This window comes from Ferdinandcohnia sp. SAFN-114 (assembly GCF_059415045.1).
In genome coordinates this window covers 20,913-40,486 of record NZ_JBPFDQ010000022.1, presented here as the reverse complement: position 1 = coordinate 40,486, position 19,574 = coordinate 20,913, and the positions used below count along the sequence as shown (strand labels likewise).

Annotated in this window: 14 protein-coding genes and 1 riboswitch; of the genes, 13 read left to right on the top strand and 1 reads right to left on the bottom strand. The window is 38.4% G+C overall.

The features are described 5' to 3' along the window. Positions 1–185: 185 nt before the first annotated feature. The 11 genes from hutU (at position 186) to ACR65M_RS09235 (ending at position 14,205) form a co-directional block, all read left to right on the top strand. Positions 186–1,862: a urocanate hydratase gene (gene hutU, locus ACR65M_RS09285; protein ID WP_341330035.1), complete on the top strand. Its 1,677-nt coding sequence runs from the start codon at positions 186–188 to the stop codon at positions 1,860–1,862. After that, positions 1,862–3,130: an imidazolonepropionase gene (gene hutI / locus ACR65M_RS09280; protein WP_341330036.1), complete on the top strand. Its 1,269-nt coding sequence runs from the start codon at positions 1,862–1,864 to the stop codon at positions 3,128–3,130. The genes hutU and hutI overlap by 1 nt, the downstream gene beginning before the upstream one ends. Then, positions 3,123–4,091: an agmatinase family protein gene (locus tag ACR65M_RS09275; RefSeq protein ID WP_341330037.1), complete on the top strand. Its 969-nt coding sequence runs from the start codon at positions 3,123–3,125 to the stop codon at positions 4,089–4,091. The genes hutI and ACR65M_RS09275 overlap by 8 nt, the downstream gene beginning before the upstream one ends. A 178-nt stretch (positions 4,092–4,269) precedes the next feature. Then, the gene (locus ACR65M_RS09270; RefSeq protein ID WP_341330038.1) at positions 4,270–5,043 is read left to right on the top strand and encodes a MurR/RpiR family transcriptional regulator; all 774 of its coding nucleotides are present in this window, start codon (positions 4,270–4,272) and stop codon (positions 5,041–5,043) included. A 119-nt stretch (positions 5,044–5,162) separates the two neighbouring features. Next, complete coding sequence (locus ACR65M_RS09265) at positions 5,163–6,764, top strand: PTS transporter subunit EIIC (RefSeq protein WP_341330039.1); 1,602 nt, start codon at positions 5,163–5,165, stop codon at positions 6,762–6,764. Between the two features lie 47 nt (positions 6,765–6,811). Continuing rightward, positions 6,812–8,137 carry a 6-phospho-alpha-glucosidase gene (locus ACR65M_RS09260; protein WP_440273151.1) on the top strand — a complete coding sequence of 442 codons (1,326 nt, stop codon included), beginning with the start codon at positions 6,812–6,814 and terminating at the stop codon, positions 8,135–8,137. A 142-nt stretch (positions 8,138–8,279) separates the two neighbouring features. Continuing rightward, a riboswitch (SAM riboswitch) is annotated at positions 8,280–8,381 on the top strand. Positions 8,382–8,900: 519 nt separating this feature from the next. After that, positions 8,901–9,926, top strand: coding sequence for a methionine ABC transporter ATP-binding protein (locus tag ACR65M_RS09255; RefSeq protein WP_341330041.1), 1,026 nt, complete (start codon positions 8,901–8,903; stop codon positions 9,924–9,926). After that, positions 9,916–10,578: a methionine ABC transporter permease gene (locus ACR65M_RS09250; protein ID WP_341330042.1), complete on the top strand. Its 663-nt coding sequence runs from the start codon at positions 9,916–9,918 to the stop codon at positions 10,576–10,578. Before ACR65M_RS09255 ends, ACR65M_RS09250 begins: the two co-directional genes overlap by 11 nt. A gap of 25 nt (positions 10,579–10,603) precedes the next feature. After that, complete coding sequence (locus ACR65M_RS09245; protein WP_341330043.1) at positions 10,604–11,479, top strand: MetQ/NlpA family ABC transporter substrate-binding protein; 876 nt, start codon at positions 10,604–10,606, stop codon at positions 11,477–11,479. A gap of 70 nt (positions 11,480–11,549) precedes the next feature. Next, positions 11,550–12,935 carry an LLM class flavin-dependent oxidoreductase gene (locus ACR65M_RS09240; protein WP_440273150.1) on the top strand — a complete coding sequence of 462 codons (1,386 nt, stop codon included), beginning with the start codon at positions 11,550–11,552 and terminating at the stop codon, positions 12,933–12,935. Between the two features lie 283 nt (positions 12,936–13,218). Further along, positions 13,219–14,205 (top strand): aldo/keto reductase, encoded by a 987-nt coding sequence (locus tag ACR65M_RS09235; RefSeq protein WP_341330045.1) that lies wholly within the window; start codon positions 13,219–13,221, stop codon positions 14,203–14,205. Between the two features lie 57 nt (positions 14,206–14,262). Here ACR65M_RS09235 and ACR65M_RS09230 read toward each other — a convergent pair whose 3' ends face one another. Next, on the bottom strand, positions 14,263–14,778 hold the full coding sequence (locus ACR65M_RS09230) for a gamma carbonic anhydrase family protein (protein ID WP_440273149.1): 516 nt from the start codon (positions 14,776–14,778) through the stop codon (positions 14,263–14,265). 346 nt (positions 14,779–15,124) lie between these two features. Between ACR65M_RS09230 and ACR65M_RS09225 the strand changes: the two genes are divergently transcribed. Both ACR65M_RS09225 and ACR65M_RS09220 read left to right on the top strand, forming a co-directional pair. Further along, a complete protein-coding gene (locus ACR65M_RS09225; RefSeq protein ID WP_440273148.1) occupies positions 15,125–17,404 on the top strand; it encodes an ATP-binding cassette domain-containing protein in 2,280 nt (759 codons plus the stop codon). A gap of 358 nt (positions 17,405–17,762) precedes the next feature. Then, positions 17,763–19,520: a putative bifunctional diguanylate cyclase/phosphodiesterase gene (locus ACR65M_RS09220; protein ID WP_440273147.1), complete on the top strand. Its 1,758-nt coding sequence runs from the start codon at positions 17,763–17,765 to the stop codon at positions 19,518–19,520. Positions 19,521–19,574: the final 54 nt, after the last annotated feature.

The window sequence follows — 19,574 nt, the reverse complement described above, 5'->3', positions numbered from 1 at the left end:
GTCTTTGTGACCCACATCGTGTGGGCTTAAAAAATCGGGCGTAAATACGCCAAGGCGCATTTGATATTTAATCAAAAGGCAACAAAAAACTCCATTAATTAACAGAGGATCGAAGTAATGTGATTGGGATTCTATACATTCTTTTTATTAATAAAATATAAGTAATACAACTTGGAGGGAATAAAATGAAAAGTACAAAAAACAACAAAATTATCCGTTACGTAGGGACACAATTAAATACGAAAGGTTGGCAGCAAGAGGCTGTGCTTCGTATGTTAATGAATAATTTAGATGCAGATGTAGCCGAGAGGCCAGAGGATCTTGTTGTATATGGGGGGATTGGGAAAGCAGCACGTAACTGGGAATCATTTGACGCGATTGTTGACTCAATTAAAGAACTAGAGAGTGATGAAACATTGCTGGTGCAATCAGGAAAACCGGTGGTTGTGTTTAAAACTCATAAGGATGCACCACGCGTTTTGATTGCGAATTCGAATATTGTTCCAGCTTTTGCAAACTGGGAAACCTTCCATGAACTCGATAAAAAAGGCCTAATGATGTATGGGCAAATGACAGCAGGTAGCTGGATTTATATTGGTTCTCAAGGAATTGTTCAAGGTACGTACGAAACGTTTGCTGAGTTAGCGAAGCAGCACTTTAACGGTACATTAAGAGGTACGATTACTGTAACAGCTGGCCTTGGAGGAATGGGTGGTGCACAGCCACTTGCAGTAACGATGAATGGTGGCGTATGTATCGCGATTGAAGTGGATGAGTCTAGAATCGACCGCCGAATTGAAACTCGTTATACAGATGTGAAAGCGTACACATTAGATGAAGCGATCCAGTTGGCTGAAGAAGCAAAAAGAGATGGAAAAGCATTATCGATTGGTTTATTAGGCAACGCATCTGATCTTCTTCCGGAGATGATTGCAAGAAACTTTATCCCTGATGCCTTAACCGACCAAACATCAGCACATGATCCACTAAATGGGTATGTACCTTCTGGGATGTCATTGGAAGCAGCAGCAAAATTAAGAGAGTCCAATCCGAAAGAGTTTGTAAATCTTTCAAAAGCATCAATGGCTAAGCATGTTGAAGCAATGCTTGAAATGATGGAAAAAGGAGCTATCACATTTGACTATGGTAATAATATTCGCCAGGTTGCCAAAGATGAAGGTGTAGAAAATGCATTTGATTTTCCTGGCTTTGTTCCGGCTTATATTCGCCCACAATTTTGTGAAGGAAAAGGACCATTCCGATGGGTAGCACTATCAGGAGACCCAGAAGATATCTACAAAACAGACGAAGCCATTTTACGTGAATTTAGTGACAATGAACACTTATGTAACTGGATTCGTATGGCAAGGGATAAAATCCAATTCCAGGGCCTTCCATCTCGTATATGTTGGTTAGGCTATGGAGAGCGTGCCCGATTCGGAAAGATATTGAATGATATGGTGGCAAGCGGAGAACTGAAAGCACCAATCGTCATTGGTCGTGACCATCTGGATTCAGGTTCAGTTGCATCACCAAATCGTGAAACAGAAGCAATGAAAGATGGATCAGATGTTGTGGCAGATTGGCCGATTTTAAATGCGATGGTAAACGCTGTTGGAGGCGCAACTTGGGTATCGGTCCATCACGGTGGCGGAGTCGGAATGGGTTACTCCTTACATGCAGGGGTTGTGATTGTTGCGGATGGTACGAAAGAAGCAGAAGCACGTATTGAACGAGTATTAACAACGGATCCAGGGATGGGGGTTGTACGTCATGCAGATGCAGGATACGAACTTGCTAAGAAAACAGCGCGTGAAAAAGGGATCAAGATGCCAATGTTGGATAAAGGGGTTGATCAATAATGACAAAACCAATCTGGATTATACATGCGGCACAATTAGCAACACTCGCGTCTGATGTAAAAGGTCCACGCTCAAAGGAAGCAATGTCTGAGCTTGGGCTAATTGAAGACGGCAGTTTGTGGATTGAAGATGGTGTAATCCAGGCAGTAGGAACAACAAAAGAACTTGAAGTGCGGTATGCTGATAGGCTCCATGAGGCTGAAACTGTTGATGCTACGAACCATCTAGTTACTCCAGGACTGGTGGATCCGCATACACATGTTGTGTACGGGGGAAGCCGCGAGCGTGAATTTGAAATGCGCCTTGAGGGTGCAACATATATGGACATAATGAACGCGGGTGGAGGAATTCATGCGACCACACGAATGACAAGAGAAGCTACAGAAGAAGAGCTAATTAATCAAACAACACATCGACTAGATTCGTTTTTGGCACATGGTGTAACAACTGTGGAAGGAAAAAGCGGTTATGGTATGGATTTGGAGACCGAGTTGAAGCAGTTACGTGTAATGAAAAAACTTCAAAATCAACATCCAATTGATCTAGTTCCAACGTTTATGGGGGCACATGCAGTGCCACCAGAGTATAAAGGTCGTGAAGATGAGTTTGTTGATCATTTAATTAATGATATGTTACCGGCAGTTGCTAAGGAAAAATTGGCTGAATTTAATGATGTGTTTTGTGAAAAAGGGGTATATACACCAGAGCAATCAGAGCTTATATTAGAAGCTGGAAAACGATTGGGATTAATCCCGAAAATCCATGCCGATGAAATTGTACCTTATGGAGGGGCGGAATTAGCGGCTAAAGTAGGAGCCATTTCAGCTGAGCATTTATTAAAAGCGTCTGATGAAGGGATTAAAGCGATGGCGAAGTCCGGTACAATCGCTTGTTTACTTCCAGCGACAGCTCTGTATTTACGTGAAGCAGCAGCCGCAGGCAGAAAAATGATCGACGAAGGTGTGGCTGTGGCGATTTCGACGGATTGCAATCCAGGATCATCCCCAACAACCTCGATGCCACTTGTTATGAATTTAGCTTGTATTTTAATGCGTTTAACACCTGCAGAAGCATTAACGGCAGCAACCTATAATGCAGCCCATGCAATTAATCGGCATGAACAAGTTGGGTCTCTTGAGGTTGGTAAACAAGCGGACTTTGTTTTATGGAATGTGAAAAATTATCAAGAATTGCAATATTTATTCGGGGTTAACCATGTAAAAGATGTCTGGAAAAAAGGTATAAAGGTCGTGAAAAAAGATGAATGAACATTTTCTTCAGAAACCTGAATGGTCATGGAATCAGACGGCAATAGATGAACCAACTTACGTCCATCAATGGGTTACACCATTGAATGTGCAAGAACATACACCTGATCTCATTCTGTACGGAGCGCCAATTTCAAGGTCTTCGATTAGTGTTTCTGGAGCTTCTTTATATCCAACTGAATTTCGGCGGATGTGGAAGGGATTTGCCACGTATAATTTGGACGAAAATGTTGATTTAAGTTCCTTTCGAGTAGCGGATGCTGGCGATGTGGCAATGCATACGACGGATATTCTGTTATCACATCAACGAATCCAAAAGTCTACAGCCTATCTTGCTGCACACTATCCAAACACGCCGACATGTATGATTGGCGGTGATCATTCGACAACGGCTTGTGCTGTACGAGGGATTAAGGATGCATTCCCAAGTGAAACGATTGGAATTTTACAACTTGATACACATCTTGATGTAAGGGATCCAAAAGAACTAGGGCCAGCAAATGGAACACCAATCCGGCAATTAATCGATGGCAAGGTCATTAAAGGAGAAAACGTGATTAATATTGGACTTCATGGATACTTCAATGCAAAACCATTAGTAGATTACGCTAATCAGCACAAAATTCAGATGGTGACATTAAAGCAAGCTCGAAAACAGGGATTAATCAACACGATTCAACGTGCATTAGATCAACTAACAGCAAAGGTTGATCGTATTTACGTAACAGTTGATATGGATGTATTGGATATTTCAGTTGCCCCTGGAGTACCAGCTTCTACACCAGGAGGGTTATCAGCCGTTGAACTGTTTGATAGTTTGCTAGAAATCGGCAAACATCCTTCTGTTAGACATATTGATTATGTCTGCCTGGACCCAAGTAAGGATTCGACAGTTTCTGAAACAGTTAAGGTTGGAACTTATGCGTGGCTGCAATTTATTACAGGTCTTGTCTTACGATAGACTCAAGTGCAGGGATAATTAAGGGTAGATAGATTAAGGAAAACTGTAGGTGCTTGAAACCTACAGTTTTTTTATCATCTATTGCATGACATATTTCGACTATTAGTTGAACTGTTAGAGTTGAGGTATAATATAGATGATATAAAGTGGCATACAGAAGAATGAGAGTGATTAAGTTTTGATTGATATTAGCAAAATTATTCAAGGGAAAAATTTGACGGAATTAGATGTACAAATCATACGTTATATTATTACGAATATTGATACCGTTTTGCAAAAAGGAGTACGTGAAATTGCTAAAGACAATTTCACTTCCCCCGCAACTGTTATTCGCTTATCCAAAAAGTTAGGCTATACCGGTTTTGTGGATATGTATTATCAACTACTGCCGATGATAAGGAATGTTGAAGTACCGCAAAGTGGTGATATAGAAGACTTTTTGCAGGTTAGCCAAACGGATTTTTTAACCCTTAATTCGATGGAAGATATTGAAACGTTTATTAGCAAAGTGTTAAATCTAGATCAAAAATATATTTTCATTTATGCGACTGGCTTTTCAGCGATTGCTGCAGAGTACTTTCATAAAAAACTACTAGTATTAGGTAGGAAAACGATATTTGCCAGTGCAACGGATTCCGTTGGCATATTTGAAAATAATCTTGAAGATATTGGAGCATTAGTTGTAATATCAAAATCAGGGGAAACACAGACTGTGATTGATAAGCTGCATGCAGCAAAAGAGCATCATGTGTTTACAGTTTCTTTTACAAAGGAAACGGAGAATCGCATTGCTAAGTTGTCAGATTTAAACTTTAAAATTATGGATTACAATAAACTAGATGACCGAAATATGCTACCAAATCGTTTCTTTCCAAAATTGCTTTTGTTGTTTGAGTTTATCCTTAAGCAGTATGTTGAGAAATTAGGGTCGAAAAAGAATAGGGTCGAATGAAACGTGTTTCAATCTGTGAAACACGTTTTTATTCATGTTGAAACTATCGACTATAAAACGCTTGCATTGTATTCTAAACGTGTCGAAAGAAATTAAGTGAATATTGGAGGTGCGGCTAAATGAAAGCCAAAATGATGGAAGGTATGCAACGCTTTTCAAAAGCAATGTTCATTCCAGTACTTATTTTACCGATTGCCGGTATTTTGATTGCCCTTGGTAATTTATTTACAAATGCTAGACTATTGGAAGTCATTCCATTTTTAGATAATCCGATTACGACAGGATTCGGATCCATTTTAACAGGATCATTAGTTTCGATTCTTGGGAACTTAGGATTGATTTTCTGTGTCGGTATCACGGTAGGCTTGGCTAATAAAGAGAAAGCCGTTGCTGGTTTTACTGCTTTGTTAGGTTATTTGGTTTTTGTTAATGCGATGAATAAATTTATGGACCTTACCGGAGTACTGTTTCAAGGAGACTCCCTGCAAGGTACAGGACAAACGCTTGTTTTAGGTGTTCAAATACTTGATATGGGTGTTTTCCTCGGAATTATTCTTGGAATTGCAACCGCTTTTGTTCATAACAAATTTGTTGATATAGAATTTAACGGAGCTTTTCAAATATACGGTGGATCACGTTTTGTCTTTATCGTACTTATACCAGTAGTTGTACTCTTATCAATTGCTCTTACGTATATTTGGCCGTTTTTCCAAAATGGGATCAACAATCTTGGTACTCTTATTAATCACAGTGGGAGCTTCGGAATATTCTTATACGGAATGTTAGAGCGCTTATTAATTCCTACTGGGCTGCATCACTTAATCTATACACCATTCTTATATACATCATTGGGCGGTGTAGCAGAAGTTGGCGGACAAATTTTTGAAGGTGCAAGAAATATTTACTATGCTGAAATCGCAGATCCAACTGTAAAAGAACTTTCTTCATCTGTAGTTTGGGATGCACGAGGTATTTCAAAAATGTTTGGTTTACTCGGAGCTTGCTTAGCGATGTATCATACAGCAAAGCCTGAGAACAAGGCTAAGGTAAAAGCAATTTTGATTCCTGCAGCCGTTACTTCTTTTATTGCTGGTGTAACGGAACCTATTGAATTCTCATTCATGTTTGTTGCTCCACTACTATTTGTGGTTCACGCAGCTTTAAGTGGGTTAGCAATGGTGACGTTTAATCTATTAGATGTCAGAGCAATTGGACCAAATGGAATGATTGACTTCCTATTGTTCAACTTACCGCTTGGTATTGAGAAAACACACTGGCCAATGTACATTTTAATCGGTTTAATCTACTTTGTTATCTACTACTTACTATTCCGCTTCTTAATTGTGAAGTTTAACTTCAAGACAGTCGGAAGAGAAGAAGGTGGACAAGAAACAAAGTTATATACGAAGAAAGACTTAAAAGAAAAGCAAAAACAAGGAAAAAATGGAACTTCCGAATCACAAGGAAATGACGGAATTGCCCCAGTCATTGTTGATGCATTAGGTGGAGCAAGCAATATTCATACCGTAACAAATTGTTATACAAGACTTCGTTTAACACTAGATAATCCTGAAATGGTCAACGAGGAAGTGTTGAAGAAAGAAACAGGAGCTAGTGGAGTCGTGATTAAAGATAAAAACGTTCAAGTTGTTTACGGCTTACAGGTAACAACGATTAGAAAAGCTGTTGACAGTTATTTAGGATTAACGACAAACGAATAGAATCGGAATAAAACAATAAAAAGGTTTACTAGAAGGGAATGGAGAAAATGAAAAAATTCTCAGTCGTTATTGCAGGTGGAGGAAGTACCTATACACCAGGGATTGTTATGATGTTATTAGATAATCTGGACCGTTTCCCACTTCGAAAATTAAAATTATATGATAATGATCGTGAAAGACAAGCTGTTTTAGGAGAAGCAATTGAAATTGTATTAAAAGAAAATGCGCCGGATATTGAATATTGCTTCACAACCGATCCAGAAGAGGCATTTACAGATATCGATTTCTGCTTTGCTCATATTCGTACGGGTAAATATGAAATGCGCGAAAAAGATGAAAAAATTCCATTGAAATATGGTGTGGTCGGCCAAGAAACATGCGGACCTGGCGGAATTGCTTATGGAATGAGAAGCATCGGTGATATGGTTGAGTTAATCGACATAATGGAAAAATATTCGCCAGATGCATGGATGTTAAACTATTCTAATCCAGCAGCCATTGTAGCTGAAGCTTGCCGAGTTCTTCGCCCAAATTCAAAAGTATTAAATATTTGTGATATGCCTGTAGGTACACTGCGTAGAATGTCTCATATCATCGGCAAAGAGCCACAGGATTTAGAAGTACGTTATTTCGGATTAAACCACTTTGGCTGGTGGACAAGTATTAAAGATAAAGAGGGAAATGAATATCTTCCTCAAATTCGTGATTATGTTGCAGAAAACGGTTATCTTACTCAAAAAGAAGTAGATACCCAGCACACAGATGCCAGCTGGCAAGAAACACACAAGAAAGCAAAAGATTTACTAGCGGTTGATCCTAGATTCTTGCCAAATACGTATTTAAAATACTACTTATACCCTGATTATGTGGTAAAGACCTCTAATCCGGATTACACAAGGGCAAATGAAGTTATCGCAGGTAGAGAAAAGACTGTCTTCTCTACAGCTAGAACAATCATTGAAAGAGGAACAGCAGAAGGCTGCGAATTTGAAATGGGGGCACATGCTACTTTCGTTGTTGATTTAGCCCGTGCGATTGCCTTTAACACACATGAAAGAATGTTATTAATTGTTGAAAACAATGGAGCAATTGCTAACTTTGATGATGAGGCGATGGTTGAGGTTCCTTGTATTGTCGGTAGTGAAGGTCCAGAGCCATTAAGCCAAGGAAAAATTCCTGAATTCCAAAGAGCATTAATGTACCAACAAGTAACAGTTGAAAAATTAGTGGTTCAAGCCTATATCGAAGGCAGCTATCAAAAGCTATGGCAGGCTCTAACACTTTCAAAAACAGTACCAAGTGCAAAAGTAGCGAAAGAAATCTTGGATGAATTAATAGAAGCTAACAAAGGTTATTGGCCTGAATTACATTAATAGAAAAGTAGAATTCTAGGGGTGACCCGTAGCATAAGAATACTACAAGCTTTAAAGATTAATAATAAGATTTTTCAAAAATCTTATTGACAGTTAACCACATTCCATGTAAATTATAAATTACAATTCAATAATCAATGAATTCTTATCAAGAGAGGTGGAGGGACTGGCCCTTTGAAGCCTCGGCAACAGACTACTAGGTACTGTGCCAAATCCAGCAAGCAAAGAGCTTGAAAGATGAGAAGAGACGATTAAATTTACTATTTAAACCCTCTTCTGTCATGAAGGGGGTTTTATTTTTGGGCTGTTTTCTTGAGCATTGTTGCTATCGGTAAAGCCATTATATATTCACGATGAGTACTACGTTCAGTGATTGGAGCGGATGGTACGAGATCCTCGAAAATGCTGGCATTTTCTTCGTGCGGTGTAGTTTCAAGGAAGCAAATTCAATGTCCTGCGGGAATAGCGAGCCAAGCGAGACCCCGCAGTGAAGCAAGGAGGCTTGCGGATCGCCCGCGGAAAGCGAGTACCAGAAGCGAAAATCACCCTGCATTTAAAAGCAACAATCTTTTAGAAAAGAGCCTATTTTTTCGATATAAAAAAGAGGTCTTTACTACCTATAATCAATTCTCAAAAACTAAATTTATATAAAATGAAAAAGTATGCCGATTAGACAACTAAAGGTATCTTTATCCAATACATCTTTACATGGTGTTGGATAGAGGTACCTTTTTTGTTTTATTTCCAAAAGGAGGATTCAAAATTGATTAAGTTTGAGGAAGTAAATAAAGTATTTGGTTTGGAAGGAAAGAAGGTGCAAGCGTTAAAGGATGTTTCTTTAACCATATCAAAAGGAGAAATCTTTGGGGTGGTTGGATTTAGTGGGGCTGGTAAAAGTACATTGCTCCGACTTGTTAATTTACTTGAACGTCCAACATCAGGGAAGGTGGTGGTTAACGACCAAGAAATATCTAGTCTCTCTCAAGTTGAACTAAGGAAGTTACGAAGGAAAATCGGTATGATCTTCCAGTCCTTTAATCTATTTAACTCACGTACTGTGTATGGAAATATTGCCTATCCTCTAAAACTTGCAAAATTGCCAAAAGATCAGATTGATCATCGTGTTAAAGAATTACTTCAATTTGTTGGTTTGCAAGATAAGTCAGAGCAGTATCCGGAACAGCTTTCAGGCGGGCAAAAGCAAAGAGTGGGTATTGCAAGAGCACTTGCTACCTCACCAGACATTCTGATTTGTGATGAAGCAACCTCTGCGTTAGACCCTGAAACAACGGGAGAAATCCTTCAACTATTACGCAAGGTTAATGAGGAGTACAATATTACCATTTTACTTATTACTCATGAAATGCATGTAATCCGTAGCATTTGTCATCGGGTGGCAGTGATGGAAAATGGAACAGTGATTGAAGAAGGAAGTGTTTATGATATTTTTTCAAACCCACAATCCAAAACGACAAAAAATTTTATTAGTTCCGTGTTAAACGATAAGCTTTCCAGCAAACTCTTAGAGAAATTGCGCAATAACCATTTTGGAAACTTGTATCGAGTGATTTTTACAGGAGGGGCTTCAAGTCAGCCAATTCTGTCTCGAGTCACGAGAAAGCATGGGATTGATTTCAATATTATATACGGAAGCATTAATGAGTTACAAGATCAATTGTTTGGTAATTTAATTGTTGAGTTTCAGGGGCCTGAACCTCTTATTCAGCAAGTTATTAATGAACTCAAACAAATTGTTGAGGTAAGGGAGGTGATTAGTCATGAGAGTTGATTGGACTACTTTTTGGCCTCGTATTATTGAAGCTACCGGTGAAACCATTTTGATGGTTATCTTTACATTAATTTTCTCAAGCATTATTGGTATAGCGATGGGGGTACTCTTTTTTGTCACGCGTAAAGGAAACATATTAGAAAATAAATATATATTTCTCGTACTTAATTTGTTAGTGAACATCGTTCGTCCAATTCCATTTATTATTTTGCTAGTTGCACTGAGTCCCATAACTCGGGCAATTATGGGTACTACAATTGGAACGGCAGCAGCTATTTTCCCTATGACGATTGCTGCATGCTTTGCAGTTGCTAGGATTGTAGAGAGTAATCTTGTCTCGATTGATCCTGGCATTATTGAAGCCGCACAGGCTATGGGTGCAAGCCCAGTACGAATCATATTTGGCGTACTTATACCTGAAGCATTAGGACCTCTTATTCTCGGTCTTACTTTTGTTACTGTTGGACTCGTCGACTTCTCAGCCATGGCGGGAACGGTAGGTGGCGGTGGATTAGGTGATCTTGCCATGACCTATGGTTACCAGAGATTTGATACATCGGTCATGATTGTAACAGTTGTTATATTAATTCTACTCGTTCAAATAGCACAGTTTTCAGGGAACTTTTTATCAAGATTCTTTTTACGTAGATAATCAAAAAAAAGGGAGAGATTTCAAAATGAAAAAGCGATTCATTATTTTCTTATCAATGGTGTTTTTAATATCAATACTTACAGCGTGCACGAATAGTACATCTGGAAAATCCAATGAGGTCGTAAAGATAGGTGTAACAGGTGCTGATGGACCGTATTGGAAGCTTATTGAAGAAAAAGCAAAGGCAAAAGGCATCACAATTGAGTTAGTTGAGTTTTCCGATTACATTCAGCCAAATAATGCTCTTGCAAATGGTGAGATTGATATGAATTCATTTCAACATTTAGCTTTTCTAGGTCCTGCTAACGTTGAAAATGGTTTTACTATTGTTCCGATTGCTTCGACAACAATTAATCCTACAGGGATTTACTCTGACAAATATGATGATTTATCAGAAATACCTGAGGGTTCTCAAATAGCAATATCAAATGATCCTGCAAACCTTGGTCGAGGATTACTTTTATTGCAAGCCGCGGGTTTAATTGAGTTAAAAGAAGGTGTTGGCATTTACGCAACTATAGATGATATTGCTAAAAACCCAAAAAATTTAGAAGTCGTTCCAGTCGTTTCTCAACAAACTGCACAGGCACTTAAGGATGTTGCTGCATCACTGATAAATAATGGGATTGCAGGTCAAGCTGGGTTGAATTTTAAGGATGCATTGTTATATGACGATCCACAGAGTGAAGAAGCAAGACCATATATTAATGTATTTGCCGTTCGTGAAGAGGATAAAGACAATGAAACATACAAAACGATTGCAAAGCTATATCAGGAAGCTGACGTTAAAGAAGCTGTAATTGAAGATACAAAAGGTGGAAGTATTGTTGTTGATATCCCTGCTGAAGATCTAGAGGAGACTTTAAAACAATTAGAAGAAAACATAAAAAATAGTAAATAGTTGAGTGTGAGAGTTAAGTTTTATAGGTCACTGCTATCGTAATTAAATAATCTATGAAAAGGTGAGAAAATTGACGAAACAAATACGATTAAATGTATTCGATATGACGAGTGCCGTGCATAATTCACATGGGCTTTGGAAGCATCCAAATAGTGAGAGACATACTCGATACAAGGATTTAGATTATTGGATAGAATTAGCGAAATTATTGGAACGAGGAAAGTTTGATGCTGTATTTTTTGCAGATGTGCTTGGGATATATGATGTTTATAAACAAAGTAAACATCCATCTATTCGTGACGGGGTTCAGGTCCCATTAAATGATCCGGCTTTTGTAGTACCAGCGATGGCAAGTGTAACAGAACATCTATCTTTCGCCGTGACAGTTAGTACTACATATGAGCATCCATTCGGCCATGCTAGGAGGTTCTCAACCTTAGACCATCTTACAAAAGGGAGAATTGCTTGGAATATCGTTACTTCTTATCTTCCGAATGCTGCACGGAACTTTGGTCTACCAGAAATGCTAAAGCATGATGCACGTTATGATTTGGCTGACGAGTTTTTGGAAGTCTCTTATAAGCTATGGGAAGGGAGTTGGGAGGACAATGCTGTCATTGCTGATGCCTCCAAAGAAGTTCTAATAGATCCATCAAAGGTACATGAGATCAATCATAAGGGTGAGTATTTTTCGGTAGAAGGTCCTCATTTAAGTGAGCCTTCCATACAGCGTACTCCAGTCATTTACCAAGCAGGTACATCAGAACGTGGTAAGGAGTTTGCCGCCAAACATGCAGAATGTGTCTTTGTTGGCGGGTCAGCAGAAAAAATAAAATCGTCTATTCAAGATATCCGACAAAGAGCGCAAAAATATGGTCGAAACCCTGAAAATATTAAGGCATTTACTTTTTTAAATGTAATTGTTGGTGAGACTTCAGAACAAGCAGAGGAAAAGTATCAGGAATTAGCTAGGTATTGGAGTGCTGAAGCAGCAAAAGCCCAATATGGCGGTTCTAGTGGTTATGATTTATCACAATATACAGACTTAGATAGTCCTTTTGAATATAAACATACCGAACATGGGCAATCAAGAGCTGCCTCACTTACAAAAGATGCACCCAAAAAATTAACAGTCAGAGAGGTATTAAACCGTTTTGAAACAATTGATCGGAATCATGTGCTAGTAGGAAATCCAAGTGAAGTGGCTGATGCCATTCAATTTCAATTCGAAGAGAGCGGCGTAGATGGCTTTAACCTGGCTCATCTTGTCACACCAGAAAGTCTGAAGGAATTCATTGATTTGGTCATTCCTGAATTACAGAAACGCGGAATTTACAAAACAGAATATGAACAAGGGTCCTTTAGGGAAAAATTATTTAATAACGGAAGTAGTTTATTACCAAGCGATCATCCGGGAAGTCAGTATCGAAAAACTGCTATATTAGAAGGGAAGTAATTTTCGTAAACATTGTTGCATTTATTTTAGCCATTAATAAGTATTATTAAATACACATTGGGTGTTAATTCAATTGATTGGAGCGGATGGCACGAGACTCCAGCGGGAATAGCGAGCCAAGCGAGACCCCGCAGTGAGGTACGAGCGAGGAGGCTTGCGGATCGCCCGCGGAAAGCGAGTGCCAGAAGCGGAAATCACCCCTAATTCCACTGATAAACTTTAAGTTAATAGGAACAATCTTTTAGAAAAGAGCCAAATGTTATTATAAGGAGAGGGAGTATTTATGGAATATAAAACAATCGGAGATACTGGCATTTACGTATCAGAGTTGTGTTTCGGTACGATGTCATTTGGTGGAATAGCAGACGAAAAAACGTCTATGGCAATGTTTAACCGGTGTAGGGAAGTTGGAATCAATTTTTTTGATACAGCCAATATTTATAACAGTGGAAGTTCAGAAGAAATACTAGGTAAGTGTATTGCTGATTGCCGAGATGATATTGTATTAACATCTAAGGTCGGTCTTCCTTCGGGTGTTGGTAACAATGAAGGAGGCACTTCTAGGAGACATATTTTCCTTTCTATTGAAAAAACACTGAAGCGGTTGGGAACAGATCGAATTGAATTTTACTTCCTTCATCGGTTTGATGAGAAAACCGATATCGAAGAAACGCTCATTGCTTTAGACGATCTTCAAAGACAAGGAAAGATACTGTATCCTGCGGTCAGTAATTGGGCTGCGTGGCAAATTGCAAAAGCTCTTGGTATTGCAGAACGAAAAGCTTTGGCTAAATTTAAGCTCATTCAACCGATGTATAATCTAGTGAAAAGACAAGCGGAAGTTGAGATATTACCATTAGCTCAATCGGAACAACTTGGGGTCATTAGTTACAGCCCGTTAGGTGGAGGGCTTCTATCTGGTAAATATGGGGAAGCTAAGCAGCCTAAACAAGGCAGGCTGATAGAACAACGTAATTATCAACTCAGATACGGTCAAGAGAGTTATTATGAAATTGCTAGTCGATTCACACAATATGCGAATGAAAATGGGTATGATCCAGTTTCTCTAGCGGTTGCTTGGGTAAAGAGTAACCCGAGTATCACAGCGCCAATCATAGGTGCTAGAAACCTAGAGCAGTTGGAGCCGGCACTTAATTCTAATAAAATCTCTTTAGATAAGAATCAGTGGGAAGAAATAGCTTCCTTGTCCATTACTCCCCCGTTAGCAACAGACCACAGTGCGGAGGAAGGAATAGTGAGGAGTAGATAAAATAAGAAAAATCTGTAGGTGTTTGCCGCCCTACAGTTTTTTCTTATTTCTATAGAACTAGTTATTTAATAAATCGTTGTATATGTAATTTTTTTCAACGTACGTATCAATTGATAGTTGAATTAGTTCAAAGTCCTTTTTGGTTAGGTCCCGGACCACCTTTCCTGGTGAGCCTAGTACGAGGGAACGAGGTGGAATGATTTTATTAGACGGAATCAGTGTATTGGCACCAATGATACACTCTTCACCGATGACGGCACCGTCTAAAATTGTTGAGCCCATTCCGATGATACATCTTTTTTTAATCGTACAACCATGAAGAATCACATTATGACCAACAGTTACTTCTTCTTCTACTACTACTGGCGAGCCTTCAAATAAATGAATGGTTGCATTATCCTGGATACTACATCGATCCCCAATAATAATAGCGTCTTCATCACCGCGCAGAACAGCGTTAAACCAAATAGAGGTCTCTTTACCGACCTGAACATCACCAATTACATAAGAACCTGGAGCCAAGAAGACAGTATCATGTACGTTCGGTTTTTTGTCTTTAAAGGGAATAAGCATTATGAAATCTCCTTTTTGATTTTTCATAATATTATAACATATTTATCATTCGTGATAAGATGGGATTTGGAATGGACTTATTCGTTCGGGGCTTCATACCGCCGATGAAGGACTTTGCAAGAGACTGACATGCTCGATCGGGCCTTCATACCGCCGATGAAGGACTTTGCAAGAGACTGACATGCTTGTTCGGACCTTCAAGACGCCGACGAAGGACTATACACGTGTCTCGCTTGTACTTATCAGAACAATCTTCGATAAGGGAAGGTATTCCTCTTACTAAGGGTGGCTAAACTTGTAACGTACTGAAGAAAACATAGTAGATTCATATAGAAAGGATGGTAACATGTCAGATAAGAAAGATGAAATCATTTTAAAAGGACTAAAAGAACATAATTTAAAAAATATAGATTTAACGCTACCAAAAGAAAAAATCATTGTTTTTACTGGCCTTTCTGGCTCTGGAAAGAGTTCAGTTGTTTTTGATACATTAGCCACGGAAAGTAGAAGACAAATGACAATGAACTATCCTCTCTATGTCAGAAATCAAATGCCAAGGTATGAAAGACCACACGCCGATCTTATGCAAAACCTAAGCCCTGTTATAGTTGTAGAGCAAAGACCTGTAGGGGGCAATTCACGTTCAACAGTAGGTAGCTATATGGATATAGATCCATTGATTAGACTTTTGTTCTCGAGAATAGGAAAACCATCCATAGGTACTGCCACCGATTTTTCGAGTCAAAGTTCCTTTGGAAGATGTCCAGAATGTGGAGGATATGGAGAAGTCATTACGCCGGACTTACATAAGATTATCGATTTCAATCAATCACTTCGAGAATACGCAGTGAAATTTAAACCGTTGTCGCCTTCAGGTTGGCAAGGCAGATGGATGATGACCGGTGGTTTATTCGATCCAGACAAACCCATTAAAGACTACTCGGAAAAAGAACTCCAGCTGCTATTATACGGTCCCCCAGAAGGAGAAAAAGTCTATGCGCCGTTTCATACAAAAAATGGACCTCAGGATCATGAGTGGGATGGGTTATTGCCTCGATTTACGCGACTTTATATAAACAGAGATATCACAAAGCTAAAAGAAGTTTCTCAAGATGATGTCTTAGCCGTTTCTACACACTCATTATGCCCAACATGCCATGGTTCAGGCCTGAATCCAAAGGTATTAGAATGTAGAATAAATAACTTAAACATCGCAGAGTACGATCAATTAGAGCTTCCAGAAATTGTAGAAGAACTTAAGAACATAAAAAATCCTATGGGAGAATCAATCGCACAACAAGCCATTCCACATGTGAAACAACTAGTCGACATGGGACTAGGATATTTAAGTTTGTCAAGAGAAATGGGCACTCTGTCTAGTGGCGAAGCTCAAAGGGTGAAAATTGCTCGTCAATTAGGGAGCAGTCTAAACAATATTACATACATTTTCGACGAACCAAGTGCAGGACTCCACCCAGAAGAAGTGAATATGTTAATCCATATGCTAAAACGGATAAAAGACCAACACAATACGGTCATTGTAATTGAACACAATCTATCAGTTATAAAAGTAGCGGATGAAATAATTGAAATGGGACCAGGAGCAGGTGTAAATGGAGGGGAAGTTGTCTATCAAGGAAAACTGGAAGGCCTAAAAAATTCTCCCACCGCAACTGCCTTAACAAAAAAGGTAAACATAAATAAAAATCCAAGGGATATAAATAGTTATTTTAAAATCAACAATGCAGCTACTAATAACCTGAAAAATATTAGCGTTCATATTCCTAAAAATGTCTTAGTCTCTTTTTGTGGAGTGTCAGGTTCAGGTAAAAGCTCCTTAATGTTGGGAGCATTTGCTAAAAAATATCCTGAGACAATAATGGTAGAACAAGGCAGCATAGGAATCTCCAATCGTTCAACCCTAGCAACATATATGGGAATTATGGACGATATTCGGGCAACATTTTCAAAAGAAACAGGACAACCAGCGGGTTTGTTCAGTTTTAACTCATTAGGCGCATGTCCTATTTGCAATGGAAAAGGAGTAATAACTCCAGACGTAGCATTTGCAGATCCGGTAAATATCCCATGTGAAACCTGTGGCGGTACGAGATATTCAGATGAAGCACTGTCCTACAAATACATGAATAAAAATATAGTAGAGATATTAAATTTTACTGCGGACGAGGCTACCCATTATTTTAAAATACCAAAAATCATAAAGAGATTGCGTACGCTTAAAGAAGTAGGATTAGGGTATTTGACTTTAGGACAGACGACAAGTTCTCTTAGCGGAGGGGAAATCCAACGTCTAAAGCTTGCAAGCCACCTACAGAAAGAAGGACAAATCTACCTATTAGACGAGCCATCCTTAGGACTGCACACAGAGGATAATGAAAAACTTTTAGACGTATTTCAAAGTCTTGTAAATAGAGGTAATTCTGTCATTATAATCGAACACAACTTAAACTTTATAGCGGCGAGTGACTGGGTAATCGAATTAGGTCCAGGGGGAGGAAAAAAAGGAGGACATATACTTTTTGAAGGCACACCAGAAGAGATGCTATATGCAGAAACATTGACAGCGAAATGGTTAAAGGATGGAGTGATCGCACATACCACATAAAATGGGGGGCAACTATGAAGATCGGTGTAGTTGGTGCAGGAGCAATCGCTATTTTTTGTATTGAAAGAAATTAACCAAGTCGAAGATTTAGAAAACTATTTTATCGTCTGAAAAAATTTAGAAATTTCGATTGAGAAGGGGGGGGGGGTGAGCCTTTAAGGTTCACTCTTTTTAACGATATTTCTTTTTCTATATTTATTCGAACGATAAATATCTCGAAGTTAAGAATCTTAAATTGACGTAAAACCTGTGTTGATGCTAATATAAAATCATTCAAGAAAGTTCGCACTTACATATTTAGCATTTACTTCTGCTAAGTTTTAAAAATAGTAATTGTAAACTTAAAGGGGTTTAAAAAATGGAAAACCTACATCGTACTCTAGATTACTCTGATAAATCCATAAGCTCTAAATTAGCAAAACAAGTAGAAGAGGAACAAAACGAAAAATATAGATTGATAGCTGAAAATACGACAGATTTAATTAGTCTCATTGAAGTAGACGGGACTTTTCAATACGCATCTCCCTCTTTTGAAGCTATATTAAAGTATGACTTATCTTCCATCCGACATCTTACTCTTTTTGAAATGATTCATCCAGATGATCAAGAGCTAGTTAACAAGGAAATAAGAATCTTTTGCAAGAGGAAAAAAACAGTTAGACATATTGAGATTCGAATCCGTGATAACGAAGGGGAGTATATTGATATAGAGGCAAGTTTTAGTGTCATTGATAAATCATCATTTTCAAAAAATGATTTAATTCTTGTGGTCATGCGTGATATTCGATTCAGAAAGATATTCGAACAAAAAATATATCATTTGGCTTTTCATGACTCATTAACAAATTTGCCAAATCGACGTTCTTTTATGAATGAGTTAAATAGAGAAATTCTTGACAGGAAACATAGAGCCTCGTCGACGAAAATGTCCGTCCTATTTATTGACCTTGATAATTTTAAATCGATTAACGATCAGTGGGGCCATGATGTAGGTGATCAAGTATTAATTGAAGCTGCGAGAAATATAAAGGACGCGATAAATCCAAGCGATCTAGTAGGTCGTGTTGGCGGGGATGAATTTATTGTATTGTTAAGGGATATAAAAGATGAAGAGGATTTAATAAAATATGTTACTCGTATTCTAACGAAGTTTAACACTCCAATCTCCATTTCAGGACAGGAGTATATCATGACATGCAGTATTGGAGTCGCTACTTATCCCAACGACGGTGATACATCGAGGGAACTGATTAAGAATGCAGATGATGCTCTTTACAATGTTAAAAATAAAGGGAAAAATCATTATTTATTCTTTAATAGTAAAATTAAAAATGAATCATTAGAACGCAGGCTGCTTGAAAATGCATTGCGAATGGCTATAAAAGATGAACAATTTTATCTGGAATACCAGCCTAAACTAAATCTCTCTACCCAAAAACTAATTGGGATGGAGGCTTTAGTTAGATGGAAACATCCTGAGTTAGGTACCATTTCACCTGGTAAATTTATATCATTGGCTGAAGAAACAGGGTTAATTGTGCCGTTAGGGGAATGGATCTTGCGGGAAAGCTGTAAGCAAATGAAAAAATGGCAAGAAAAAGGATATCGATCATTGGTTATTTCGGTTAATGTATCCATTCGACAGCTTGAGGACGCTACATTTATCGATACAGTCAAGAACATCCTAAAAGAAACGGATTTAGACCCAAAGTGGCTCGAAATGGAAGTAACAGAAAGTGTTTTTATGGATGTTAATGATGCTGCGTCCATCCTTGAGCAAATCCGACAGCTGGGGATTCAAATTTCAATTGATGATTTTGGAACAGGATATAGTTCGCTTAGTTACCTTAAACACCTTCCAATTGATACATTAAAGGTCGATGCTTCATTCATTAGAGATATTCATGTGAATGAAGAAAGCAGAGCAATTGTGAAATCCGTTTTAACTTTGGCAACAACTTTAGGCTTAAATGTAATTGCAGAAGGTATCGAAATACAGGAACACGTCAACGAACTAAACAAAGATGGTTTATTATTTGGACAAGGTTTTTACTTTAGCAAACCATTAAATAGTCAAGCATTTGAAGAGTACCTAATAAAAGGGCTAAACTCGTAACCTGACTCACTGTCCCATCACTAATAAAAGAAGTAAATTCAAAGTGAATTTACT